Origin of the sequence: Burkholderia sp. MSHR3999, assembly GCF_000833595.1 — a bacterium.
Taxonomy (GTDB): Bacteria; Pseudomonadota; Gammaproteobacteria; order Burkholderiales; family Burkholderiaceae; genus Burkholderia; species Burkholderia ubonensis.
The window spans coordinates 38,819-61,689 of the sequence record NZ_JRFO01000006.1 but is presented as its reverse complement, the minus strand read 5'-3'; the positions used below and the strand labels follow the sequence as shown (position 1 = coordinate 61,689).

Sequence of the window (22,871 nt, the reverse complement as noted above, 5' to 3'; positions counted from 1 at the left end):
ACGAGACCCGCCAGATGACGACCCATGCCCTGTTTCGGGAAGACGCATACCTGACGCGCTGCGACGCGATCGTCACGGCGGTCGGCGAAGACGGCATCCAGCTCGACCGCACCGTGTTCTATCCGCTCGGCGGCGGCCAGGCGGGCGACTGCGGCATGCTGACGCTGCCGGACGGCGCATCGATCGCGATCGCCGATACGCGCAAGGCGAAATTCGACGGCGCGACGCCCGACGACGCCGCGCACGTGCCGGCGCCGGGGCAGGAGGCGGGCCTCGCGGCGCTCGCGCCCGGCGCGCGCGTGGTCGCCGAAATCGACTGGTCGCGCCGCTACCGGCACATGCGGCTGCATACGGCCGCGCACCTGATGTGCGCCGTGCTGCCGTATCCGGTCGACGGCTGCAGCGTGACGGCCGATTACGTGCGGCTCGACTTCGCGACGGCCGAGCCGATCGACCGCGACGACGTCGAGCGGCGGCTGGCCGAGCTGATCGGCGGCGCGCATCCGGTCACGACCGAATGGATCACCGACGACGAGATGGCCGCGCGGCCCGAGCTCGTGCGCACGATGAGCGTGAAGCCGCCGATGGGCCTCGGCCGCGTGCGGCTGCTGCGGATCGACGGCGTCGACCTGCAGCCGTGCGGCGGCACGCACGTGCGCAACACGTCGGAAATCGGCGGCCTGCGGGTCGCGAAACTCGAAAAGAAGAGCGCACGCACGCGGCGCGTCGTCCTGGAGCTTGCATGACGATGAATGACACGAACAACACGCACGGCGACGACGCGGCGCTCGATCCGCGCGCCCGCGACGTGCTGGATTTCTGGTTCGGCGCGCCCGGCTCGGCGGAATTCGGCCACCCGCGCAAGCTCTGGTTCAACGGCGGCGCGGCGCTCGATGCAGCGCTGCGCGAGCGCTACGGCACGCTGCTCGACGCGGCGTGCGACGGCGCCTGCGACCACTGGGCCGCATCGCCGCTCGGCGCGCTCGCGCTGATCGTCGTGCTCGACCAGTTCTCGCGCAACGTTCATCGCGGCACGCCGCGCGCGTTCGCCGCGGACCCGAAGGCGCTCGCGGTCGCACGCAGGCTGGTCGCCGCGGGGTGGGATGCCGGCCTGCCGAGCGGCCATCACCGCGCGTTTGCCTATCTGCCGTTCGAGCACGACGAGTCGCCGGACAGCCAGCGCGAGGCCGTGCGGCTGTGCGAGGGGATCAGGGAGGAGGCGGGGTGCGCCGGGTATCACGATTTCGCGCTGGCGCATGCGGACGTGATCGCGCGCTTCGGCCGGTTCCCGCACCGCAACGCGATTCTCGGGCGCGCGTCGACCGCGGAGGAGGCCGCGTTCCTGCGCGAGCCGGGGTCGTCGTTCTGAGTGATGGACGTCGGGTGTGCCGCCTGAAGGCGCGTCGCGCCTTCAACCACCGTCATTGCGGGTGCTGCTCCGGCGTGCGCACGTAGACGCGCAGCATCTCGTTGTCGTCGCCCGGCCGGGCGCCTGTCCAGAACAGCTTCCATTCGCTGCCCGGCGACGGATCGACGGCACGCACGCCCTGGACGATCATCCACGTGCAGCGCGTCGCCGCCGCGTCGGAGACGGGCCGGTGCAGGATGCCGGAGAAGTAGTAGAGCATCGGCGCTTCCGACTCGCCGAGCCCGTTCAGGCTCGCCATGCAGTCGCCGTCGTTCCATTCGAGCGCGAGGTGCGCGTTCAGGTCTTCGTACACCGAACGGTAGCTTTTGGCGACGTCGAGCCACGGCAGCAGCAGCGTGTAGACGAGGCCCCACGCGACGATCGCGCCCGACGCCCACGACAGCGCGCCGCGCCAGCGGCCCATCGTGCGCAGCGTCGGCAGCAGCCAGAGCCAGCCGACCGTCAGCGCGAGCGCGCCGAGCATGAGGCCCGGCTCGATCGGCATCGTCCAGTCGAGCGGCAGCCAGCGGCCGAGCGGCGCGAGGCGTTCGTGCGACGCGGCCGGATCGGCCATCACCGACCAGATCGTCCATGCGAGCACCGCGATGCTGCCGAACAGCGCGCGGCTCAGGTAATCCCACGCGACGTGCAGCTTTTGCGGCAGGCGGTCGATCGCCTGCGCGGCGACCAGCGCGAGCGGCGCGAAGAACGGCAGGATGTAGAGCTGGCGTGACGTCGCGGACACCACCAGCACCGTCAGCCCGACGCCGGCGAACACGACCGGCAGCGCGATGCGTGGCGCGCGCCAGTCGCGCCATGCGCCGCGGGCGAGCGCGACGATCGCGAGCGGCGTGACCGGGATGCCGACGGTCAGGAACGCGCGCAGGATGAACAGCGGCTTGTCGTTTTCCGCACCGAGCTGCGGCACCGAGAAGCCGAAGAAGCGGCCGACGTTGTTGTCCCAGAACCAGGTGAGGAAGAGCGTCTCGGAGCGCAGGAACAGCGCGGTCGGCCAGATGCTCGCGAACGGCGCGAACACCAGCGCGGCGATGCCGAGCGCGCGCGCGAACGCGCGGGTGCGGCATTCGGGATAGACCGCCAGCACGGCGGTCAGCGTGGCGCCGAACACCAGCGGCACGAACAATCCCTTCGCCATCAGCGCGACGCCGACGCCCGCGCCGAACATCGGGGCGGCCCAGCGGTTGCCCGACTCGACCGGCAGGCCGAGCTGCGCGTGCCGTGCGCGGGCGAGGTGCTGCATCACGAGTTCGAGCAGGCCGCAAAACGCGATTGCCGTGCCGGCGAACAGCGCGACGTCCGTCATCATGTCATGCACGTGCTTGATGACGACGAGGCTGCTTGCGCACAGCGCGACCGGCCCGATCACCTTCAGGTCGAACCAGCTGGCCGCGCCGCTCGCGACGCGCGCCGCGCGCGCGGTGAAGCTGAACGCGAGCGCCGCGAACAGCGCGCTCGCGAGCCGCGCCGCGTCGTGCAGCGGCAGCACGCGCTGCAGCAGCCATGCGAGGCTCGTCGCGACCCAGGCGTAGAGCGGCGGCTTTTCCATGAACGGCGCGCCGGCATTGGTCGGCACGACGAGGTCGCCGGTCTCGAGCATGTGCTGGATGATGCCGAACGTGTAGGTTTCGTCCTGCTTCCACGGATCGTGGCCGAGCACGCCGGGCAGCATGTACGCGCAGAATACGGCGGCGACCAGCAGCCATGCGCGCCAGCCGACGCGCGCGACGTGGCTGCGCGCGGGCGACGTCGTGGCGGCGCCCGTCGCGGCGGACGCGCGGCCGACGTGGACGGAACCGGAGAGGCCGGTTTCGGCGGATGCGCGGACGTGCTGAGCCGAGGCGGGCACGGACGCGCGCCGCCGGCTGGGTGCTGCGGAACCCTGCATGGAAAGATCTCTGGTCGAGCCGCCCGGCGGCATGGGCCCGGGGCAATAGGAGCCGCGCGCGGGCGGCGACGGACAGGCGGCGACGCCGGCTGTCGAAGTGCCTGCTAGTAGACCACGAAACTGTTACGGATGTTTACACAATCTGTTGCGGAATTGTGGAGATTTGTCGCGATGTAAGGCGGGGCAAGGGGAAGGGGTGGGGTGCGACATTCGGTCGCAGCGACGGGGCTATCGGCCGCCGCCGACGTCGAGGAGCGCGCCGGTCGTATACGACGCGGCATCGCCGAGCAGCCAGACGATCGCCTCGGCGACCTCCTGCGCTTCGCCCGCGCGGCCGAGCGGCGTCTGCGCGCCGAGGCGGCCGGCGCGGCCCGGCTGGCCGCCGCTCGCGTGGATCTCGGTTTCGATCAGGCCGGGCCGCACGGCGTTCACGCGCACGCCGTGCGGCCCGAGTTCCTTCGCGAGGCCGATCGTCAGCGCATCGACCGCGCCCTTCGACCCCGCATAGTCGACGTATTCGTTCGGCGAGCCGAGCCGGGCCGCGATCGACGACACGTTGACGATCGCGCCGCCGCGGCCGCCGCGATCGGTCGACAGCCGGCGCGCGGCCTCGCGCGCGCACAGGTACGCGCCGAGCACGTTGGTGTCGAACACCCGCTTCAGCCGTTCGACCGGCATGTCGGCGAGCGGCAGCGACGGCGCGACGATGCCGGCATTGTTGACGAGCGCGTCGAGCCGGCCGAGCGTCGCGACGACGGTGTCGAACATCGCGACGACGTCCGCTTCGCGCGACACGTCGCCGGCCACGACGCACGCGCGGCCGCCCGCGTCGCGCACGGCGGCCGCGGTCGCGTCGGCCGCCGCCGCGTCGCGCGCGTAGTTGATGCCGACGTCCCAGCCGCGCGCCGCCGCGAGCACGGCGCATGCGCGGCCGATGCCGCGGCTCGCGCCGGTGATCAGGACGACTTTGCGTTCGGACGGTTCGGTCATCGCGCGCGGCGCCACGTCATTCGGTTTCGTCGGGCGCCCACTTGTCGCGCGTGGGCGGCTGGTAGTCGCGCAGCTGCCCGATCAGCGCGGCCGGATCGGCGTCGATGCACAGCGAATCGAAATAGGCGGGCCGCATGAAGCCTTCGTCGATCGTATGCCGGAGCAGCGCGATCAGCGGATCGTAGAACGCGTCGATGTTGTAGAGCGCGATGGGCTTGCGGTGATAGCCGAGCTGCGCCCACGTGTAGACCTCGAAGAATTCCTCGAGCGTGCCGGCGCCGCCGGGCATCGCGACGAACCCGTCGGCGAGGTCGGCCATCATCTTCTTGCGATGATGCATGTCCGGCACCACGTGCAGCTCCGACAGGCCGGTGTGGCCGACTTCCTTGTCGACGAGCAGCTCGGGGATCACGCCGACCGCGCGGCCGCCGGCCGCCATCACTTCGTCGGCGATCGTGCCCATCAGCCCGACGCGGCCGCCGCCGTAGACGAGCGTGAGGCCGGCATCGACGAGCGCGCGGCCGAACGCGCGCGCGGCTTCCGCATAGACGGGCCGCACGCCGGGCGACGACCCGCAATACACGCATACGGCCTTCATTGCTTCGCGTCCTTTGCGAGGGCCGGCCCACCGGCGCGCGGCGAACCGTCGCGCGGCGGCAGGTAGTCGGCGAATTCGCGCTTGGGCAGCTTGCCGGAGACGAGATCGTCGAACAGCTGCCGCGAGCGGCCGCGCAGGTACGGCGCCATCACGGAGATCACGTGCATGCTGACCTGGTGCAGCTCCTCGCGGATCGCGTCCTGGTCGTTGTACTTGCGCGGGTGCATCACGTACTGATACGACAGCCAGTAGGTCGAGATCACGGCCATGTTGGTCGCGATGACCGCGATTTCGGCAGGCGTCGCGACCATCTCGGCATCGGATACGAGCAGCTCGCACATCTCGCGCGCGAAGCGCACCTTGTGGCTGATGATCTGCTTGAAGTGCGTCTCCAGCGTGCGGTTGCGCGCGAGCAGGTCGTTGAGGTCGCGATACAAAAAGCGGTAGGTCCACATGAAGTCGGCCATGTACTGCAGGTACGACCATGTTTCGTCGATCGTCGGACGGTGATCTTCGGGGAAGCGCAGGCGCTTTTCGATCGCCTGCTCGAACTGCGCGAAGATGCTGTTGATGATGTCGTCCTTGTTGCGGAAATGGTAATAGAGGTTGCCTGGGCTGATTTCCATTTCCTCGGCGATCGTCGTGGTGGTGACGTTCGGTTCGCCGATCTCGTTGAAGAGTTTCAACGACAGCTCGAGAATCCGTTCGCGGGTGCGGCGGGGAGGTTTCGCTTCCATGTCGTCCGGCCCTGTGTATGCCGGACTGGCGGGCGCTGCAATCGATGCTGCGTGAATCGTCCGGCGCGGGTTACTGTTCTATGTCTGGCGGACGATTATAAACCGGGGTTTCGCCGGTCCGGTGCATTTCGTGATCCGGGGGGGGGGGGGCTGCGCGGCGTTGTTGCGCCGCGGCACTGCTGCGCACCGGCCGCTAGAAGCCGAGCCAGCGCGCGACCACCGGGCCGAGCACGAAGCCCCACGTCGTCACGCACGCGAACAGCGCAACCGTGACGGCCGCGCTGCCGAGGTCCTTCGCGCGCTTCGACAGTTCGTGGCGCTCGAGCGAGATGCGGTCGATCGCGGCTTCGACGCTCGAGTTCAGCAGCTCGACGATCAGCACCAGCAGCACCGACGCGATCAGGAGCGCGCGCGACGCGGCGGGCACCGGCGCGAATGCGCCGATGGGCAGCATCAGCGCGGCGAGCGTCAGTTCCTGGCGGAATGCGCTCTCCTCGCGGATCGCGACCCGGAAACCGTTCAGCGAATGCTTGAGCGCGTACCACGCGCGCGTAAGGCCGCGGTTGCGCTTGTACGGATTCGGCGGCAGCGGCGCGAGCGGATCGTCGGTGCCGAGCGGTTCGTGCGCTGCCGCGTCGGCATGCGGCTCGCCGCCTGACGGTTCATCCTCGTCGAACGGCCGGTGCCGTTGCGGTTGCGCGGGCGGTGGGGGAATCTGGTCGTGCGGGTCTCGTTTCAAACGGCGGCACCTTCGGTGGTCGTGTATACGTCCTTCGGCAGCGGTTTCAGATGCGACGCGAACTGCTCGGACGCGGCGCGCCACGAGAAGCGCTCCGCCCACTCGCGGGCGGTCGCGCGCTCGATCTTCAGCGCTTCGAGGCAGGCTTCCTGCAGGTCCTCGTGCATCGCGCCCGCGTTGCCGCCGCCGAGCACGTCGACCGGGCCGGTGACCGGGTAGGCCGCGACCGGCGTGCCGCATGCGAGCGCCTCGAGCAGCACGAGCCCGAAGGTGTCGGTGCGGCTCGGGAACACGAACACGTCCGCGGCCGCGTAGACCTTCGCGAGCTCGGCCTGCGACAGCACGCCGAGGTAGTTCGCCTCCGGATAGCGCGACTTCAGCTCCGCGAGCGCGGGGCCTTCGCCCGCGACCCACTTCGAGCCGGGCAGGTCGAGCCGCAGGAACGCCTCGACGTTCTTCTCGATCGCGACGCGGCCGACGTACAGGAAGATCGGCCGGGCGGTGTTGAGGACCTTGGACTCCATGGGCCGGAAGATATCGAGATCCACGCCGCGTGTCCACAGGACGACGTTCGTGAAGCCGTACTGCTCGAGGTCGTGCTTGACGACCGGCGTCGGCGCCATCACCGCGAGCGACGGCGCGTGGAACCAGTGCAGGAAGCGGTAGGTCGCGGCCAGCGGGATGCCGAAGCGCGCCTGCACGTATTCCGGGAAGCGCGTGTGATACGCGGTCGTGAACGGCAGCTTGCGCGCGCGCGCATAGCGGCGCGCGGCGAGGCCGAGCGGCCCCTCGGTCGCGATGTGCAGCGCGTCGGGCGCGAACGCGTCGATCCGCGCGCGCAGCTTGCGGTACGGCAGGATCGAGAGGCGGATTTCCGGATACGTCGGGCAGGGCACCGTGCGGAATTCGAGCGGCGTCAGCAGTTCGACGCGGTGGCCGAGGGCCGTGAGTTCGCGGGACGTGCTCTTCAGCGTGCGCACGACGCCGTTGACCTGCGGTTCCCACGCGTCGGTGACGATCATGATCTTCATCGCGGCATGTGTCCTGTAAGTGAGTGCCGGGGAGGGGGCGGGGCGTCAGGCCGTAGCCTTGGTCTTGCGCGAGACGGCCGGCGACGGCGTGCGCATCGCCGTCCAGTAGACGACCTTCAGCTCGCCTTCCATCGTTTCGACGAGCGCGGACAGGCTTTCGACCCAATCGCCGTCGTTGCAGTACAGCACGCCGTCGATGTCGCGGATCTCCGCCTTGTGGATGTGGCCGCAGACGACGCCGTCGCAGCCGCGCCGGCGCGCTTCGTCGGTCATCACGGTCTCGAACTGCGAGATGAAGTTGACCGCGTTCTTCACCTGGTGCTTCAGGTACTGCGACAGCGACCAGTACTGGAAGCCGAGCCGGCTGCGGATCCGGTTGAACCAGCGGTTCAGCACGAGGATCAGCGTGTAGAGCGTGTCGCCGAGGTACGCGAGCCATTTCGCGTGCTGGATCACGCCGTCGAACAGGTCCCCGTGCACGATCCACAAACGTTTGCCCGACAGCGTCGTATGGAACGCCTCGCCGCGCACCTGGATGTCGCCGAACGCGAGGTCGCAGAACTGCCGCGCGCCTTCGTCGTGGTTGCCCGGGATGTAGACGACCTGCGTGCCCTTGCGGGCCTTGCGCAGAATTTTCTGCACGACGTCGTTGTGCGCCTGCGGCCAGTACCAGCCCTTTTTCAGCTGCCAGCCGTCGATGATGTCGCCGACGAGGTACAGGTATTCCGAATCGTTGTGGCGCAGGAAGTCGAGCAGGTACGTCGCCTGGCAGCCGCTCGAGCCGAGATGGATGTCGGACAGCCAGATGGTGCGGTAGCGATGCGCGGACGGCTCGTGATCGTCGCGCTGCGTGGCGGACGCGTCGGGCAGTTCATGTGCCGAGAGGGCGTCGGCCGCGGCCGAGCCGGACAGGAAGGCGGTGGCGGCGCGGGCGCCGAGGGGGTGACGAAACAGGGAGGTCGCGGACGGTTTCTGGCCCATGCATGACTCGCGCCGGTTGACATTATCGGCATTGCGCCATGCGGGCGTGACTGTGACGTGACAGTCACAAGACGTTCTTATTACGGCGTGCATGCGCCGTTCAGGGGTGAATTTTCGAGCGCCGCGCGAAGGCGGCGGGGCGGCCGGTCCGGGGCGGCGACGGTCAGCGCGGCAGCGCGACGACGCGGGTGCGCGCGAGCCGGTCGTGCGGGAACTGGCGGCCCGGATGCAGCCGCGCCGCGCCGGCCCACACGCCGATCCACGCGCCGGCGAGCGCGAGCGTGACGGGCACGGACAGGCCGAGGAGCGGGTGCAGCGCGAGCGGCGGCAGGAACCACAGCCAGCCGAGCGTGTAGCGGACGAGCGCGTGGCCGGCGCTCAGCGGCCGGCCGCTCGCCGACTCGATCTTCAGGCGCCAGGTCTTCATCGGCAGCGTCTGGCCGCCGTGCGTCCAGAACCAGACGAAATACGCGCCGACGACGAGCGCGATCCACGCGGCGAGCAGGTTGTGATGGACGAGGCCGTTGCGCTGCTGCGTCGCGAGCGCGAACGCGAGGCCCGCGAAGAACACGATGCCGAACAGCAGGACGCCTTCGTAGAGCAGCGCGGCGAGACGCCGCCGGACGGACGGCGGGGTGGCTGGAGACGGGTTCGTGCGCGGCACGGCCGCTCAGGAGCCCTTGAACAGCGACGGCGCGTCGGCGGGCGACACGGGCGCCGGCGCGGCCGTCGTCGGGGCTGCGCCGGAGGTGGCCGAGGCGACCACCGGCGGGGCGGCGGCGCTGCTCGGCGCGGGCGGCGCCGGCAGCACGACGCTCGCGCCGCTCGCCGGATGCTCGTGCGCGTTCACGAGGCGGCGGACGTCGCGGTCGCCCTTGCCGGTCGGCGGCGCGCTGACGACGGTCGGCCGGCGGCGGCGCTCGGCCGCCGCGAGGCGCTGCTTCTGTTCCTCGGGCAACTGCTGGTAGGCCTTCCACGCGCGCTCACGCGCCTGCGCGGACAGGTCCTTCGCGGTCTGGTAGTTCTCGCGCGCGACGCGGCGCTGCTCGGGCGTCATCCTGACCCATTCGGCCATGCGCTCCTGCAGGCGCTTCTGCGCATCGGGCGTCATCTTCGGGTAGCGTGCCGCGATCTTCAGCCATTTGCGCTTGCGGGCATCGCTGAACGAGTCCCATTGGTCGGCGAACGGCGCGAGCGCGACGTGCTGCGCGGGCGTCAGACGCGCCCACGACAGCGGACCGGCGGCAGCGGGCAGCGGGGCGAGGTCGGCGGTCAGCGCGATGGCGGCCGACGCGAGCGCAGGCGCGTTGGTCGCGACGGCGACCGCCTCGGGTTGCGGGTGGAAACGCGGGTACGTGGCGACGTAGGCGACGGCGATCGCGATCACGCATCCGAAAAATACGGCCAGGCCGCGCTTCTGACTCACCCGTGCGATCCCCTCGTTGCGTGTCTGATTAGTGGGCGTGCGAAAGATACGCGTTGAACCCGTGGTCGAGGTACGCGTTGAGCGGCAGGTCGTCGCTGAGCATCGCCGCGTCGATGTCGGCCAGCTCGGCGGTGCGCTGCATGTCTTCCCAGTACGCGATGCCGACGAGGCCGGCGAGCAGCAGCGCGAGCGGCCACGCGCGCAGCAGGCGGCGCGCGAGCGACACCGGCTGGCGCGCAGGCGTGACCGCCGGGCCGTGGGCGCCGGCCGCGCCTGCGAAGGCGGGGACGAACACCGGCGCCGCCACGGGCTCGGGCTTCTTGCGCGCGAGCGCGGCCTGGCGGGCGGCGGCCAGCCGGTCGGTGGTGGCGGCCGGCAGCGCGGCCGCGCGCTCATCGAGCGCGCGGCGCACCTTCAGCGCGATTTCGAGTTCTCGGTTCGAGGGAGCGGAGCTCATAGCGTGATTCCTTTGGCCTTGAGCGCTTCCGCCAGCGTGTGGGTGGCTCGCGAGCAATGCGTCTTGACGCTGCCTTCGGAGCACCCCATTGCGGCGGCAGTCTCGGCGACATCCATATCTTCCCAGTAACGCATCAGGAACGCTTCCCGTTGACGCGCCGGAAGTTTCTGGATTTCCTCGTCGATCAGGGCCAGAACCTGCTCCCGCTCGAGGCGGTGCTCGCTGCTCTCGACGCCTGGCGTCTGGTCGGCCGCCTCGAGCGTTTCGAGGGGGTCGAAGTCTTCGTCGTCCGTATTGTTCAGCGACGAGAAGAGCGTGACCCAGGTGTTGCGGACCTTCTGCCGGCGGAACCAGTCGTGGATCGCGTTCTGCAGGATCCGCTGAAAAAGCAGCGGCAACTCGGCGGCCGGGCGGTCGCCGTACTTCTCCGCCAGTTTGATCATCGCGTCCTGCACGATGTCGAGCGACGCATCGTCGTCGCGTACCGCGTACGCAGCCTGCTTGAACGCGCGCCTTTCGACGCCCGCCAGAAAGTCGGCGAGTTCCTTGTCTGATGCCATTCCGTGAAGGTATGCGCTGCGGACTGCCGCGTGAAGAAGGTCGAAAAATTTCGTAAAACCCGCGGATGCTAACAAATTTTCGCGCCGCTTGGCACCGGGTTGGGGGCGGCGCGTTGCGCGCGAACCGCGGCGCGGGGCTGCCCGCGGGCGGCGATGATGCACTGCGGGACATTTTGCTTGACGGCGTTCGCACGACCGGCTATCGTCGTCCGTTCGCAACATAAGTGATGGTCTCATTTGAGGCTGGCCCAAGAAGCCCGCCCTTCAAACTGGACGCGCCGCTTGAACCCGAGCCACAAGCCCGGCAGAGAGCACCCGATCAATTTTTTGCCGAAAATTCGATAGGTCAACGATGAACATGCCCAGCGCGGAATTCTCCACGTCGGAACCCCTTTCCCTTCCCGATAGCGACTCGATCGGCGCCACCGTGCTCATGCAGGCACTGGCCGACGAAAACGTCGAATTCATCTGGGGCTACCCCGGCGGCTCGGTTCTCTATATCTACGACGAGCTGTACAAGCAGGACAAGATTCAGCACGTGCTGGTGCGCCACGAACAGGCGGCCGTGCACGCAGCCGACGCGTATGCGCGTTCCACCGGCAAGGTCGGCGTCTGCCTCGTGACCTCCGGCCCCGGCGTCACCAATGCGGTGACCGGCATCGCGACGGCCTACATGGATTCGATCCCGATGGTCGTCATCAGCGGCCAGGTGCCGACTGCGGCGATCGGCCAGGACGCGTTCCAGGAATGCGACACGGTTGGCATCACGCGTCCGTGCGTGAAGCACAACTTCCTCGTGAAGGACGTTCGCGAGCTCGCGGAAACGGTCAAGAAGGCTTTCTACATCGCACGCACCGGCCGTCCGGGCCCCGTGCTGATCGACATCCCGAAGGACATCTCGAAGACGCCGTGCCGCTATGAGCCCGTCAAGAGCGTGTCGCTGCGCTCGTACAACCCGGTTACGAAAGGCCATTCGGGCCAGATCCGCAAGGCGGTGTCGCTGCTGCTGTCGGCAAAGCGCCCGTACATCTACACCGGCGGCGGCATCATCCTCGCCGACGCGTCGCGCGAGCTGAACCAGTTCGCGGACCTGCTCGGCTACCCGGTCACCAACACGCTGATGGGCCTCGGCGGCTATCGCGCGTCGGACAAGAAGTTCCTCGGCATGCTCGGCATGCACGGCACCTACGAAGCGAACATGGCGATGCAGCACTGCGACGTGCTGATCGCGATCGGCGCGCGCTTCGACGACCGCGTGATCGGCGATCCGGCCCACTTCGCGTCGCGGCCGCGCAAGATCATCCACATCGACATCGACCCGTCGTCGATCTCGAAGCGCGTGAAGGTCGACATCCCGATCGTCGGCGACGTGAAGGAAGTGTTGAAGGAGCTGATCGAGCAGCTGCAGACGGCCGAGCACGGCCCGGACACCGAAGCGCTCGCGCAGTGGTGGAAGGACATCGAAGGCTGGCGCGCGAAGGACTGCCTGAAGTACGACCGCGAAAGCGAGATCATCAAGCCGCAGTACGTGGTCGAGAAGGCGTGGGAGCTGACGGACGGCAATGCGTTCGTGTGCTCGGACGTCGGCCAGCACCAGATGTGGGCCGCCCAGTTCTACCGTTTCAACAAGCCGCGTCGCTGGATCAACTCGGGCGGCCTCGGCACGATGGGCTTCGGCCTGCCGGCGGCGATGGGCGTCAAGATGGCGCACCCGGACGACGACGTGCTGTGCATCACGGGCGAAGGCTCGATCCAGATGTGCATCCAGGAGTTGTCGACCTGCCTGCAGTACGACACGCCGATCAAGATCATTTCGCTGAACAACCGCTACCTCGGCATGGTCCGCCAGTGGCAGCAGATCGAATACAGCAAGCGCTATTCGCATTCGTACATGGATGCGCTGCCGGACTTCGTGAAGCTCGCCGAGGCGTACGGCCACGTCGGCATGCGCATCGAAAGGACCGCGGACGTCGAGCCGGCGCTGAAGGAAGCGCTGCGCCTGAAGGACCGCACCGTGTTTCTCGACTTCCAGACCGATCCGACCGAAAACGTCTGGCCGATGGTCCAGGCCGGCAAGGGCATCACCGAGATGCTGCTCGGATCGGAAGACCTGTAACGGCGCGGCGCGCGCGAGGCCGCGTGCGGCCGCCTTCACGAAGGGCGGCGCGGCACGCGGCGGCGCGCGACGCGGGCTTATCGACACGGACACATTCTGGAAGAAGCGAACATGAGACACATCATTTCCGTCCTGCTTGAAAACGAACCGGGCGCGCTGTCGCGCGTGGTCGGCCTGTTTTCCGCACGCGGCTACAACATCGAAACCTTGACGGTGGCGCCGACCGAAGACCAATCGCTGTCGCGGCTCACCATCGTTTCCATCGGCTCCGACGACGTGATCGAACAGATCACGAAGCATCTGAACCGCCTGATCGAGGTGGTGAAAGTGGTGGACCTGACCGACGGTGCACACATCGAACGCGAGCTGATGCTGATCAAGGTACGTGCAGTGGGCAAGGAGCGCGAAGAGATGAAGCGGATGTCGGACATTTTCCGGGGCCGCATCATCGACGTGACCGAAAAGACCTACACGATCGAATTGACGGGCGCGAGCGACAAGCTCGACGCATTCATCCAGGGGCTGGACGCGGGCGCGATCCTCGAGACCGTGCGCACCGGCAGCTCCGGCATCGGACGCGGCGAGCGCATCCTGAAGGTGTGATGCCGAACAGGCACGCCGGGTGCGCCGTCATGTCCCGGCCCGCAGTACTCCATCTGAACGAATTGTTGAATTTTTGAATTAGCGAAGGAACCATCATGAACGTTTTCTACGACAAAGACGCCGACCTCTCCCTCATCAAGGGCAAGCAAGTCACGATCATCGGCTACGGCTCGCAAGGCCACGCCCACGCGCTGAACCTGAAGGACAGCGGCGTGAACGTGACGGTCGGTTTGCGCCGCGGCGGCGCGTCGTGGAGCAAGGCCGAGAACGCCGGCCTCGCGGTCAAGGAAGTCGCGGAAGCCGTGAAGGGCGCCGACGTCGTGATGATGCTGCTGCCGGACGAGCAGATCGCCGACGTGTACGCGAAGGAAGTGCACGCGAACATCAAGGAAGGCGCGGCGCTCGCATTCGCGCACGGCTTCAACGTCCACTACGGCCAGGTGATCCCGCGCGCCGACCTCGACGTGATCATGATCGCGCCGAAGGCGCCGGGCCACACGGTGCGCGGCACGTACTCGCAGGGCGGCGGCGTGCCGCACCTGATCGCGGTTGCGCAGAACAAGTCGGGCGCGGCGCGCGACATCGCGCTGTCGTACGCGGCGGCGAACGGCGGCGGCCGTGCGGGCATCATCGAGACGAACTTCCGCGAAGAAACCGAAACCGACCTGTTCGGCGAGCAGGCCGTGCTGTGCGGCGGCACCGTCGAGCTGATCAAGGCCGGCTTCGAGACGCTGGTCGAAGCGGGCTACGCGCCGGAAATGGCGTACTTCGAGTGCCTGCACGAGCTGAAGCTGATCGTCGACCTGATCTACGAAGGCGGCATCGCGAACATGAACTACTCGATCTCGAACAACGCCGAATACGGCGAGTACGTGACGGGCCCGCGCGTCGTGACGGAAGAGACGAAGAAGGCGATGAAGCAGTGCCTGACCGACATCCAGACCGGCGAATACGCGAAGAGCTTCATCCTCGAGAACAAGGCCGGCGCACCGACGCTGCAGTCGCGCCGCCGCCTGACGGCCGAGCATCAGATCGAGCAGGTCGGCGCGAAGCTGCGCGCGATGATGCCGTGGATCGCGAAGAACAAGCTCGTCGACCAGTCGAAGAACTAAGCACGGACTGAGCAACAAGCGCTGTTCCGGCCCTTCGAGAGGAGGGTCGGTAGCAAAAAGCCGCCCGAAGGCAGCAGTGCCCCGGGCGGCTTTTGCTATCCTACGGGCTTTGCAATTCACCGAACACAGAACGAATCCATGAACTATCCTCATCCGATCATCGCGCGCGAAGGCTGGCCGTTCATCGCGATTGCAGCCGTCATCGCGCTGTTGATCCATGCCGTCGGGGGCTTCGGCTTCGCGTGGCCGTTCTGGCTGCTGCTCGTCTTCGTCGTCCAGTTCTTCCGCGATCCGCAGCGCCCGATCCCGGCGCAGCCGAACGCGGTGCTGTGCCCGGCCGACGGCCGCATCGTCGCGGTCGAGACCGCGCAGGATCCGTATGCGAACCGCGAAGCGCTGAAGATCAGCGTGTTCATGAATGTCTTCAACGTCCACTCGCAGCGTTCGCCGGTGGACGGCGCCGTGACCAAGGTCGAGTACTTCCCGGGCGCGTTCCTGAACGCGGCGATCGACAAGGCGTCGACCGAGAACGAGCGCAATGCGGTCGTGATCCAGACGGCGAGCGGCAAGACCGTCACCGCGGTGCAGATCGCAGGCCTCGTCGCGCGCCGCATCCTGTGCTACGTGCGCGCCGGCGAGCCGCTGTCGCGCGGCCAGCGCTACGGCTTCATCCGCTTCGGCTCGCGCGTCGACGTGTACCTGCCGCTCGGCAGCCGCGCGAAGGTGTCGATCGGCGAAAAGGTCTACGCGTCGTCGACGATCCTCGCCGAGCTGGAACAGTAAGCGGCGGGGCGCACGATGGCCGCATTCAAACCGCGCCGGCCGCGCAATGGCACCCTGCGGCCGTTCCGCCGCAACAAGTCGGTCGCGCCCGACCCGGCGCCGATCGTCGAGAGCCGCCGCGCGAAACGCCGCCAGTTCCTGAAGACGCGCGGCATCTACCTGCTGCCGAACGCGTTCACCACGGCCGCGCTGTTCTGCGGGTTCTTCGCGGTGGTGCAGGCGATGAACGTGCGCTTCGAGATCGCCGCGATCGCGATCTTCGCGGCAATGGTGCTCGACGGGATGGACGGGCGGGTCGCGCGCATGACGCATACGCAGAGCGCGTTCGGCGAGCAGTTCGACAGCCTGTCCGACATGGTGTCGTTCGGCGTCGCGCCGGCGCTCGTGATGTACGAGTGGGTGCTGAAGGACCTCGGCCGCTGGGGCTGGCTCGCCGCGTTCGTCTACTGCTCGGGCGCCGCGCTGCGCCTCGCGCGCTTCAACGCGAACATCGGGGTGGTCGACAAGCGCTTCTTCCAGGGGCTGCCGAGCCCGGCCGCCGCGGCGCTGATCGCCGGCTTCGTGTGGCTCGCGACCGACAACCGCGTGCCGATGAAGCTCGGCTGGCTGCCGTGGGTCGCGTTCGTGCTGACCATCTATGCAGGCGTGACGATGGTGTCGAACGCGCCGTTCTACAGCGGCAAGGCGCTCGACGTGCGCCACCGCGTGCCGTTCGCGGCGACCCTGCTGGTCGTCGTCGCGTTCGTGCTGGTGTCGTCCGATCCGCCGCTGATGCTGTTCTGCCTGTTCGTGCTGTACGGGCTGTCGGGCTACGCGTTCTGGGCCTACATGGCGGTGCGCGGGCGTCCGAACCCGGCGCGCTCGTCGCAGCGCGAGCATTGACGCGCGACGCGTTCCGAAACGGCGGCCTGCGGGCCGCCGTTTTTTATGCGCCCCTTTTTCCACGCGCGCTTCGGGCGTCGTCCGATTGCGCGGTCTGCGGAATGCCGCTATAGTCGTCGGCATGACTGCATTTTCCCGCCTCTCCCTCCTTCTAGCCGGTGCGCCGCTAAGCGCGCGAGCGCTAGCGCGCCTGCCGCGCTGACCGTTTTCGCCCCCCGTCCAGGCTCGTCTGTCGTTCAGCGTCGCCAGCGGTGGCGCGAATCCATCTCGTTGTACCCCCGAACAAAGAGCCTTGGAGCCCCCCATGACAGACAAGCTGATCATTTTCGATACGACGTTGCGTGACGGTGAACAGTCGCCCGGCGCGTCGATGACGAAGGAAGAGAAGATCCGGATCGCGAAGCATCTCGAACGGATGAAGGTCGACGTGATCGAGGCCGGCTTCGCCGCCAGCTCGAACGGCGACTTCGACGCGATCCACACGATCGCGGGCCTCGTGAAGGACAGCACGATCTGCTCGCTGGCGCGGGCGAACGACAAGGACATCCAGCGTGCGGCCGACGCGCTGAAGCCGGCGAACAGCTTCCGGATCCACACGTTCATCGCGACGTCGCCGCTGCACATGGAAAAGAAGCTGCGCATGACGCCGGACCAGGTGTTCGAGCAGGCGCGCCTCGCGGTGCGCTTCGCGCGCAAGTTCACCGACAACGTCGAATTCTCGCCGGAAGACGGCAGCCGCTCGGACATGGACTTCCTCTGCCGCGTGCTGGAAGCCGTGATCGCGGAGGGTGCGACGACGATCAACATCGCCGATACGGTCGGCTACGGCGTGCCGGAGCTGTACGGCAACCTCGTGAAGACGCTGCGCGAGCGCATCCCGAACTCGGACAAGGCGATCTTCTCGGTGCACTGCCACAACGACCTCGGGATGGCGGTCGCGAACTCGCTCGCCGGCGTGAAGATCGGCGGCGCCCGCCAGGTCGAATGCACGATCAACGGTCTCGGCGAGCGCGCGGGCAACACGTCGCTCGAGGAAATCGTGATGGCCGTGAAGACCCGCAAGGACTATTTCGGCCTCGACGTCGGCATCGACACGACGCAGATCGTGCCGACCTCGAAGCTCGTGTCGCAGATCACCGGCTTCGTCGTGCAGCCGAACAAGGCGGTGGTCGGCGCGAACGCGTTCGCGCACGCGTCCGGCATCCACCAGGACGGCGTGCTGAAGGCGCGCGACACGTACGAGATCATGCGTGCGGAAGACGTGGGCTGGACCGCCAACAAGATCGTGCTCGGCAAGCTGTCGGGCCGCAACGCGTTCAAGCAGCGCCTGCAGGAGCTCGGCATCGCGCTCGACAGCGAAGCCGACCTGAACGCCGCGTTCATGCGCTTCAAGGATCTGGCCGACCGCAAGGCGGAAATCTTCGACGAAGACATCATCGCGATCGTGTCCGAGGAAGCCGCGCAGGCGGCCGAGCAGGAGCACTTCAGGTTCGTGTCGCTCGCGCAGCATTCCGAGACGGGCGAGCAGCCGCACGCGAAGGTCGTGTTCGCGGTCGACGGCAAGGAAGTGACCGGCGACGCGCGCGGCAACGGCCCGGTCGACGCGACGTTCAATGCGATCGAAGGCGAAGTCGGCAGCGGTTCCGAGCTGCTGCTGTACTCGGTCAACGCCATCACGACCGGCACGCAGGCGCAGGGCGAAGTGACGGTGCGCCTGTCGAAGAGCGGGCGGATCGTCAACGGCGTCGGCACCGATCCGGATATCGTCGCGGCGTCCGCGAAGGCCTACATTTCGGCGCTGAACAAGCTGCACGCGAAGGACGACAAGGTGAATCCGCAGCGCTCGTAAGCGCGTCGCGCGCGATCGAAACGCCCCGTGCGGCTCCACGCCGCCGGGGCGTTTTTTTCATTCCGCGCCCGCTCACTCCGCGGTGGGCGAGCGGAATTGCCAGCGCCGCGCGGCGGCGCGAGGCGGCGGGCACGGCCGGCGGAACTCGACCGCGATCCCGCGACGCGGCGCGTCGGCGATGAACGCCTCGAGCAGTTCGAGCACGTCGTGGTCGATGTAGTCGGCGCGCGTCGCGTCGATGATCACCGCCGCGCGGTCCGGAATGTGCCGCAGGTGATGCTTGACCTGCACCTTGCCGAGAAACGACACGTCCTTGCGGAACGACAGCAGGAAGTGGTCGTCATGCTGCGCGAGCGTGACCGGGCTCTTCAGGTTCGCGACGGCGACCGTGAGGACGCTGCACGCGAGGCCGAGCGCGATGCCGAACAGCAGGTCGACGGCGAGCACGCCGGCGATCGTCGCGACGAACGGCGCGAACGCGGCCGGGCCCTGTTTCGCGACCGAGCGGAACAGCGCCGGCTTGGCGAGCTTGAAGCCGGTGTGGATCAGGATCGCCGCGAGACTCGCGAGCGGGATCAGGTTGATGAGGCCCGTGAGTGCGAACACGCTGACGAGCAGCAGCACGCCGTGCACGATCGCCGACAGCCGGCTTTGCGCGCCCGCGTTGACGTTGACCGAGCTGCGCACGATCACCGACGTGATCGGCAGCCCGCCCATCGCGCCGGCGACGAGATTGCCGACGCCTTGCGCCTTCAGTTCGCGGTCAGGCTGGGTCTGCCGGCGCTTCGGATCGATCTGCTCGACCGCTTCGAGGCTCAGCAGCGTTTCGAGGCTCGCGACGATCGCCAGCGTGATCGCGACCCGCCAGACGTCCGGATTGACCAGCTGCGCGAAATTGGGGCCGAGTTCCGCATGCTTGAGCGATGCCGCGAACGCCGCAAACGACGCGAGTTCGGGCAGCGCGACCCGGTGCGCGGCGCCGGGCGCGAGCGCGGGCGCCAGCGCGCCGAGCACGAGCGTCGCGCCGATGCCGAGCGCGACGACCGCGAGCGGCGCGGGCACCGCGCGCACGATCGCGAAACGGCGCAGCGCGGGCCGCTCCCATGCGACCAGCAGCGCGAGCGACGCGAGCGCGATCGCCGCCGCGATCCACGCGGCGCTCAGGCCGGGCAGCGCGGAGAGCGGCTGCGCGGCACTGCCGCCGATGCCGAGTGCGAACGGGATCTGCTTGACGATCAGCAGCAGCCCGATCGCCGCCAGCATGCCCTTGATGACGGGGGACGGCACGTAGGCCGCGATGCGGCCGGCGCGCAGCATGCCGAAGCCGAACTGCAGGATGCCGGACAGCAGCACGGCGAGCAGGAACGCCGGGAAGCTGCCGAGTTGCGCAATGCCTTCGACGACGATCACGACGAGCCCGGCGGCGGGGCCGCTGACGGACAGCGACGAGCCGCTCAGGAGCGCGACGACGAGTCCGCCGACGATGCCGGACACGAGTCCGGCGAACGGCTCGACGCCGGATGCATTGGCGATGCCGAGACACAGCGGCAGCGCGACGAGGAAGACGACGATGCCGGCGATGATGTCGCGCGGCAGTAGGGACAGGCGCTCGTTCAGTTTCATGATCGGGGGCGGTTTCGTTGGCGTGTGGGTCGGGATGGGGTTCAGCCGAGCGCCGGTGCGGGCGCTGCCTGCGTGGGTGCGGCGTCCGCCGGCTGCGTCGCGTAGCCGGAATCCAGTTCCTTGAGGCGGCCGTCGGCGAGCGAAAAGATCCAGCCGTGCACGAGCGGCGGCCGTTCGCGGTCGCGCACGATCGGCGACGCGCGCAGCAGCCGGACCTGCTCGAGCACGTTCAGCTCGGCGAGATGGTCGGCGGCCGCCGCATCGTCGAGGCCGGCGAGCGTGTCGTGGTGCCGGCGCGCGAGCGCGCAAAGCGGCGCGATCCGGCGGCTGACGTGCGGCAGGTCGGTCGGCGGCGGCAGCAGCGACGCGCGCACGCCGCCGCAGCCGTAGTGCCCGCAGACGATCACGTGATCGACCTCGAGCACGCGCACCGCGTACTCGAGCACGCTCGCGCTGTTGTCGTCATCGGGCTGGAACAGGTTCGCGATGTTGCGATGGACGAACAGGTCGCCGGGCGCGCTATGCGTGATGGTCTCGGCCGGCACGCGGCTGTCCGAGCAGCCGATCCACAGCACGCGCGGATTCTGGCCGCGCGCGAGCGCGTCGAAGAAGCCGGGCGTGCGCTCGCGCGTTTCGCGGGCCCAGGCGATGTTGGCGACCAGCATGCTCTTGGGGCGATTCATGAGGACTCCTTTTTGATGAAAGCAAATGAAAATCCATCGAAACGGACGGATTAGGATGCTTTCTGAACTGAAAGGTTCAATTTCGGCCGATATTAGGGGTATGCCCTAGATCAAGGGGGCAATGAAACAAATTGTTTCAAATTAAATCGAGATGGTGCATGGATTGCACCAGCTTGATGCATTCGATGCATCGCCGATGCAATTTCTCTCGGAGCTATGTGTGGCGGGGGATTCCGGTTAATGGTTATTGAGTTTCATTGGCCCCGGAAAGGATTGCCGCTCTATTTTGAGATTAAATAGGGTGGCGGTAAAAAAGAAAGGCCATTCGCGCAATAATTCGTGAATGGCCGTTGCGGAAATGCACTGGAATCGCGCCGCGCGCTCAGAAAAGATTGCGGCGATCGGGATCGTGCAGCGGATCGGGGGTTTTCTGCGTGAGCCGCAGGATGCCCTGGCTGTCGAAATAGAAGCTGTACATCATGTACCAGACGTTGTCCTCGAGGTAGCGGTAGGTCCACGCCTCGCGCTTCATCAGCGGAAAGTAGGACGTCTCGACCGGGCGGCCGAAATTGACGAGGACGTCGGTCTTGGTCCACTTGCCGATTTCCGCGCGGTAGAACTCGTTCGGCTGCAGCACCTGCCGAACGTTGACGATCTTGCCGGACCCGTCGACGTCGGCCGCGACCGTGATCTCGCCCATCGGCTGGGTGGGCCACATCAGGCGCTTGCCGCCGCCGGGCAGGTCGTAGATTTCGCGCGGCGGGCCCATGCGCGCGACGATCGCCGACTGGTCCTGGCCGGCCTGATATTGCTGCCACGGTTGTGCGCAACCGGCGAACAGCGCCGCCACGCAGGCGAGCAGCACCGGGACACGAATACGCATGTGTTTCTCCAAGAATCACGGGGAATACGCGTGTTGTATCACGGACCGCGCATTCCGGCGCGCGGCCCGGAAAAATTCGGTGCGGGATCGCGCAAGCGCGCCCGCTTGCCCGCGCGGGGCGCCCGGGCCTATGATCCGCGCTTCTCACGCGGATTCGGGGGCAGGCAAGCCGATGCAGATATGGAAGCGTTGCGCGCTCGCATGGAGCGCGGGCTGGGTGCTGGCGTCGTCGGCGTTCGCGGGCGGCGAGCCGGTGCGCATCGCGCTGATCGAGGGCATGTCCGGCCCGTTCGCGAACGCGGGCGCCGCGGTCGAGCGCAACCTGCGGTTCGGCGTCGAGCGGGTCAATGCGGCCGGCGGCGTGAAGCTGCGCGACGGCGCGCATCCGCTCGAACTCGTCGTGCTCGACAGCAAGGGCAGCCCGGAAGAGGCGCTGGTGCAGCTGCGCGCAGCCGCGGACCGGCACATCGGTTTCGTCGCGCAAGGCAACAGCTCCGCGGTCGCGGCCGCGCTGGTCGCGGCGCTCGACAAGCAGAACGCCCGCAACCCGGACGTCCGGATGCTGTTCCTCAATTACTCGGCCGACGACCCGGCGCTGACGGGGGCGCGCTGCAGCTTCTGGCACTTCCGCTTCGACGCGCACGCGGGGATGCGGATGGCGGCGCTCGCCGACGTGATGGCGCGCGATCGCGCGCTGCGCAAGGTCTACCTGCTGAACCAGGACTACAGCTTCGGACATGACGTCAGCACGCTCGCACGGCAGGCGCTGGCCGCGCGGCGGCCGGACGTGGCGGTGGCCGGCGACGAATTCCATCCGATCGGGCGCATCAAGGATTTCGCGCCGTACGTCGCGAAGATCCGCGCGAGCGGCGCGGACGCCGTCGTGACCGGCAACTGGGGCAACGACCTGACGCTGCTCGTCAAGGCCGCGCGCGAGCAGGGCCTGAACGCGAAGTTCTACACGTTCTACGGCAATAGCCTGGGCGCGCCGGCGGCGCTCGGCGATGCGGGCGTCGGGCGAGTCGTGGCGGTCGCCGACTGGCACCCGAACGCGGGCGGCGCGAAGTCCGACGCGTTCTACCGCGCGTTCCGGACCCGCTTCCCGGCCGCGCAGGACGATTACCCGGTGCTGCGGATGAGCCTGATGATCGAGATGGTCGCGGCGGCCATGAACCGGGCCGGCTCGGCCGATCCGGTGGCGGTCGCGCGTGCGCTCGAGGGCCTGTCGTTCGATAACGGCTTCCACGCGTCGCGAATGCGCGTACAGGACCACCAGCTGATCCAGCCCCTTTACGTGATGGAGATGGACAAGGCCGGCACGCCGGGCGTGCGCTTCGACAACGAGGGTTCGGGCTACGGGTTTCGCACCGTGCTGGCGGTCCCGCCGCCGCAGACGGACGCGCCGTCGACGTGCTCGATGACGCGTCCGTGACAAAGCGGTTCGGATCGTTGCGGAGTTGTGCTAGAATGCGGGCCGGTTGTAAATCACGGCACGGCCATTCTT

Annotated in this window: 23 protein-coding genes; 9 read left to right on the top strand and 14 right to left on the bottom strand. The window is 68.0% G+C overall.

Annotated features, from left to right (window positions below; translation table 11 throughout):
- Positions 1-14 precede the first annotated feature (14 nt).
- Both KY49_RS17605 and KY49_RS17600 read left to right on the top strand, forming a co-directional pair.
- Positions 15-746, top strand: a complete 732-nt coding sequence (locus tag KY49_RS17605; RefSeq protein WP_042585937.1) for an alanyl-tRNA editing protein — start codon at positions 15-17, stop codon at positions 744-746.
- Positions 743-1,369, top strand: a complete 627-nt coding sequence (locus KY49_RS17600; RefSeq protein ID WP_042585936.1) for a DUF924 family protein — start codon at positions 743-745, stop codon at positions 1,367-1,369. The genes KY49_RS17605 and KY49_RS17600 overlap by 4 nt, the downstream gene beginning before the upstream one ends.
- 52 nt (positions 1,370-1,421) lie before the next feature.
- On the opposite strand, the gene KY49_RS17595 is transcribed toward KY49_RS17600, so the two are convergent.
- The 11 genes from KY49_RS17595 to KY49_RS17545 all read right to left on the bottom strand — a co-directional run bounded on the left by KY49_RS17595 (position 1,422) and on the right by KY49_RS17545 (position 10,833).
- Positions 1,422-3,314, bottom strand: a complete 1,893-nt coding sequence (locus tag KY49_RS17595) for an ArnT family glycosyltransferase (protein WP_042585935.1) — start codon at positions 3,312-3,314, stop codon at positions 1,422-1,424.
- Between the two features lie 228 nt (positions 3,315-3,542).
- Entirely contained in the window at positions 3,543-4,304 is a 762-nt protein-coding gene (locus KY49_RS17590; protein ID WP_042586836.1) for an SDR family oxidoreductase, read from the bottom strand.
- Between the two features lie 16 nt (positions 4,305-4,320).
- A complete protein-coding gene (locus KY49_RS17585) occupies positions 4,321-4,902 on the bottom strand; it encodes a TIGR00730 family Rossman fold protein (RefSeq protein ID WP_042585934.1) in 582 nt (193 codons plus the stop codon).
- Complete coding sequence (locus tag KY49_RS17580; protein ID WP_010091167.1) at positions 4,899-5,639, bottom strand: TetR/AcrR family transcriptional regulator; 741 nt, start codon at positions 5,637-5,639, stop codon at positions 4,899-4,901. The genes KY49_RS17585 and KY49_RS17580 overlap by 4 nt, the downstream gene beginning before the upstream one ends.
- 193 nt (positions 5,640-5,832) lie before the next feature.
- Positions 5,833-6,378 carry a diacylglycerol kinase gene (locus tag KY49_RS17575; protein WP_042585933.1) on the bottom strand — a complete coding sequence of 182 codons (546 nt, stop codon included), beginning with the start codon at positions 6,376-6,378 and terminating at the stop codon, positions 5,833-5,835.
- Positions 6,375-7,409 carry a glycosyltransferase family 4 protein gene (locus KY49_RS17570; protein WP_010091169.1) on the bottom strand — a complete coding sequence of 345 codons (1,035 nt, stop codon included), beginning with the start codon at positions 7,407-7,409 and terminating at the stop codon, positions 6,375-6,377. The genes KY49_RS17575 and KY49_RS17570 overlap by 4 nt, the downstream gene beginning before the upstream one ends.
- Before the next feature lie 45 nt (positions 7,410-7,454).
- Positions 7,455-8,390 carry a UDP-2,3-diacylglucosamine diphosphatase gene (locus KY49_RS17565; RefSeq protein WP_042585932.1) on the bottom strand — a complete coding sequence of 312 codons (936 nt, stop codon included), beginning with the start codon at positions 8,388-8,390 and terminating at the stop codon, positions 7,455-7,457.
- Positions 8,391-8,553: 163 nt separating this feature from the next.
- Entirely contained in the window at positions 8,554-9,054 is a 501-nt protein-coding gene (locus KY49_RS17560) for an RDD family protein (protein WP_042585931.1), read from the bottom strand.
- 6 nt (positions 9,055-9,060) lie between these two features.
- Entirely contained in the window at positions 9,061-9,816 is a 756-nt protein-coding gene (locus tag KY49_RS17555) for a DUF3106 domain-containing protein (protein ID WP_042585930.1), read from the bottom strand.
- Positions 9,817-9,844: 28 nt separating this feature from the next.
- Positions 9,845-10,273, bottom strand: a complete 429-nt coding sequence (locus KY49_RS17550) for a DUF3619 family protein (protein WP_042585929.1) — start codon at positions 10,271-10,273, stop codon at positions 9,845-9,847.
- A complete protein-coding gene (locus KY49_RS17545; protein ID WP_042585928.1) occupies positions 10,270-10,833 on the bottom strand; it encodes an RNA polymerase sigma factor in 564 nt (187 codons plus the stop codon). Before KY49_RS17545 ends, KY49_RS17550 begins: the two co-directional genes overlap by 4 nt.
- Before the next feature lie 352 nt (positions 10,834-11,185).
- Between KY49_RS17545 and KY49_RS17540 the strand changes: the two genes are divergently transcribed.
- The 6 genes from KY49_RS17540 to KY49_RS17515 all read left to right on the top strand — a co-directional run bounded on the left by KY49_RS17540 (position 11,186) and on the right by KY49_RS17515 (position 18,178).
- Positions 11,186-12,949 carry an acetolactate synthase 3 catalytic subunit gene (locus tag KY49_RS17540; protein WP_042585927.1) on the top strand — a complete coding sequence of 588 codons (1,764 nt, stop codon included), beginning with the start codon at positions 11,186-11,188 and terminating at the stop codon, positions 12,947-12,949.
- Between the two features lie 111 nt (positions 12,950-13,060).
- The gene (gene ilvN, locus KY49_RS17535; RefSeq protein WP_006398781.1) at positions 13,061-13,552 is read left to right on the top strand and encodes an acetolactate synthase small subunit; all 492 of its coding nucleotides are present in this window, start codon (positions 13,061-13,063) and stop codon (positions 13,550-13,552) included.
- Positions 13,553-13,647: 95 nt separating this feature from the next.
- Positions 13,648-14,664 carry a ketol-acid reductoisomerase gene (gene ilvC, locus KY49_RS17530; protein WP_042585926.1) on the top strand — a complete coding sequence of 339 codons (1,017 nt, stop codon included), beginning with the start codon at positions 13,648-13,650 and terminating at the stop codon, positions 14,662-14,664.
- A 138-nt stretch (positions 14,665-14,802) separates the two neighbouring features.
- Complete coding sequence (locus tag KY49_RS17525; RefSeq protein WP_042585925.1) at positions 14,803-15,447, top strand: phosphatidylserine decarboxylase; 645 nt, start codon at positions 14,803-14,805, stop codon at positions 15,445-15,447.
- 15 nt (positions 15,448-15,462) lie between these two features.
- Positions 15,463-16,329 (top strand): CDP-diacylglycerol--serine O-phosphatidyltransferase, encoded by an 867-nt coding sequence (gene pssA / locus KY49_RS17520; protein ID WP_042585924.1) that lies wholly within the window; start codon positions 15,463-15,465, stop codon positions 16,327-16,329.
- Positions 16,330-16,633: 304 nt separating this feature from the next.
- Positions 16,634-18,178, top strand: coding sequence for a 2-isopropylmalate synthase (locus tag KY49_RS17515; RefSeq protein WP_042585923.1), 1,545 nt, complete (start codon positions 16,634-16,636; stop codon positions 18,176-18,178).
- A 72-nt stretch (positions 18,179-18,250) separates the two neighbouring features.
- Here the strand turns inward: KY49_RS17515 and KY49_RS17510 are convergent, their stop codons facing one another.
- From KY49_RS17510 to KY49_RS17500, 3 genes are all read right to left on the bottom strand, one after another.
- The gene (locus KY49_RS17510) at positions 18,251-19,801 is read right to left on the bottom strand and encodes a SulP family inorganic anion transporter (protein ID WP_042585922.1); all 1,551 of its coding nucleotides are present in this window, start codon (positions 19,799-19,801) and stop codon (positions 18,251-18,253) included.
- A gap of 41 nt (positions 19,802-19,842) precedes the next feature.
- The gene (locus KY49_RS17505) at positions 19,843-20,484 is read right to left on the bottom strand and encodes a carbonic anhydrase (protein WP_042585921.1); all 642 of its coding nucleotides are present in this window, start codon (positions 20,482-20,484) and stop codon (positions 19,843-19,845) included.
- A gap of 382 nt (positions 20,485-20,866) precedes the next feature.
- The gene (locus tag KY49_RS17500; protein WP_010091185.1) at positions 20,867-21,367 is read right to left on the bottom strand and encodes a hypothetical protein; all 501 of its coding nucleotides are present in this window, start codon (positions 21,365-21,367) and stop codon (positions 20,867-20,869) included.
- A gap of 172 nt (positions 21,368-21,539) precedes the next feature.
- Between KY49_RS17500 and KY49_RS17495 the strand changes: the two genes are divergently transcribed.
- Entirely contained in the window at positions 21,540-22,799 is a 1,260-nt protein-coding gene (locus KY49_RS17495; protein WP_042585920.1) for a branched-chain amino acid ABC transporter substrate-binding protein, read from the top strand.
- Positions 22,800-22,871: the final 72 nt, after the last annotated feature.

Bases quoted from the DNA above. Each gene is read 5' to 3' on its own strand.
- KY49_RS17510 (WP_042585922.1), bottom strand. From the start codon at position 19,801: ATGAAACTGAACGAGCGCCTGTCCCTACTGCCGCGCGACATCATCGCC.
- KY49_RS17565 (WP_042585932.1), bottom strand. From the start codon at position 8,390: ATGGGCCAGAAACCGTCCGCGACCTCCCTGTTTCGTCACCCCCTCGGC.
- KY49_RS17525 (WP_042585925.1), top strand. From the start codon at position 14,803: ATGAACTATCCTCATCCGATCATCGCGCGCGAAGGCTGGCCGTTCATC.
- KY49_RS17570 (WP_010091169.1), bottom strand. From the start codon at position 7,409: ATGAAGATCATGATCGTCACCGACGCGTGGGAACCGCAGGTCAACGGC.
- ilvN (WP_006398781.1), top strand. From the start codon at position 13,061: ATGAGACACATCATTTCCGTCCTGCTTGAAAACGAACCGGGCGCGCTG.
- KY49_RS17540 (WP_042585927.1), top strand. From the start codon at position 11,186: ATGAACATGCCCAGCGCGGAATTCTCCACGTCGGAACCCCTTTCCCTT.
- KY49_RS17550 (WP_042585929.1), bottom strand. From the start codon at position 10,273: ATGAGCTCCGCTCCCTCGAACCGAGAACTCGAAATCGCGCTGAAGGTG.
- KY49_RS17580 (WP_010091167.1), bottom strand. From the start codon at position 5,639: ATGGAAGCGAAACCTCCCCGCCGCACCCGCGAACGGATTCTCGAGCTG.
- KY49_RS17605 (WP_042585937.1), top strand. From the start codon at position 15: ATGACGACCCATGCCCTGTTTCGGGAAGACGCATACCTGACGCGCTGC.
- KY49_RS17590 (WP_042586836.1), bottom strand. From the start codon at position 4,304: ATGACCGAACCGTCCGAACGCAAAGTCGTCCTGATCACCGGCGCGAGC.
- KY49_RS17500 (WP_010091185.1), bottom strand. From the start codon at position 21,367: ATGCGTATTCGTGTCCCGGTGCTGCTCGCCTGCGTGGCGGCGCTGTTC.
- KY49_RS17595 (WP_042585935.1), bottom strand. From the start codon at position 3,314: ATGCAGGGTTCCGCAGCACCCAGCCGGCGGCGCGCGTCCGTGCCCGCC.
- KY49_RS17585 (WP_042585934.1), bottom strand. From the start codon at position 4,902: ATGAAGGCCGTATGCGTGTATTGCGGGTCGTCGCCCGGCGTGCGGCCC.
- KY49_RS17495 (WP_042585920.1), top strand. From the start codon at position 21,540: ATGCAGATATGGAAGCGTTGCGCGCTCGCATGGAGCGCGGGCTGGGTG.
- KY49_RS17600 (WP_042585936.1), top strand. From the start codon at position 743: ATGACGATGAATGACACGAACAACACGCACGGCGACGACGCGGCGCTC.
- KY49_RS17545 (WP_042585928.1), bottom strand. From the start codon at position 10,833: ATGGCATCAGACAAGGAACTCGCCGACTTTCTGGCGGGCGTCGAAAGG.
- pssA (WP_042585924.1), top strand. From the start codon at position 15,463: ATGGCCGCATTCAAACCGCGCCGGCCGCGCAATGGCACCCTGCGGCCG.
- KY49_RS17505 (WP_042585921.1), bottom strand. From the start codon at position 20,484: ATGAATCGCCCCAAGAGCATGCTGGTCGCCAACATCGCCTGGGCCCGC.
- ilvC (WP_042585926.1), top strand. From the start codon at position 13,648: ATGAACGTTTTCTACGACAAAGACGCCGACCTCTCCCTCATCAAGGGC.
- KY49_RS17515 (WP_042585923.1), top strand. From the start codon at position 16,634: ATGACAGACAAGCTGATCATTTTCGATACGACGTTGCGTGACGGTGAA.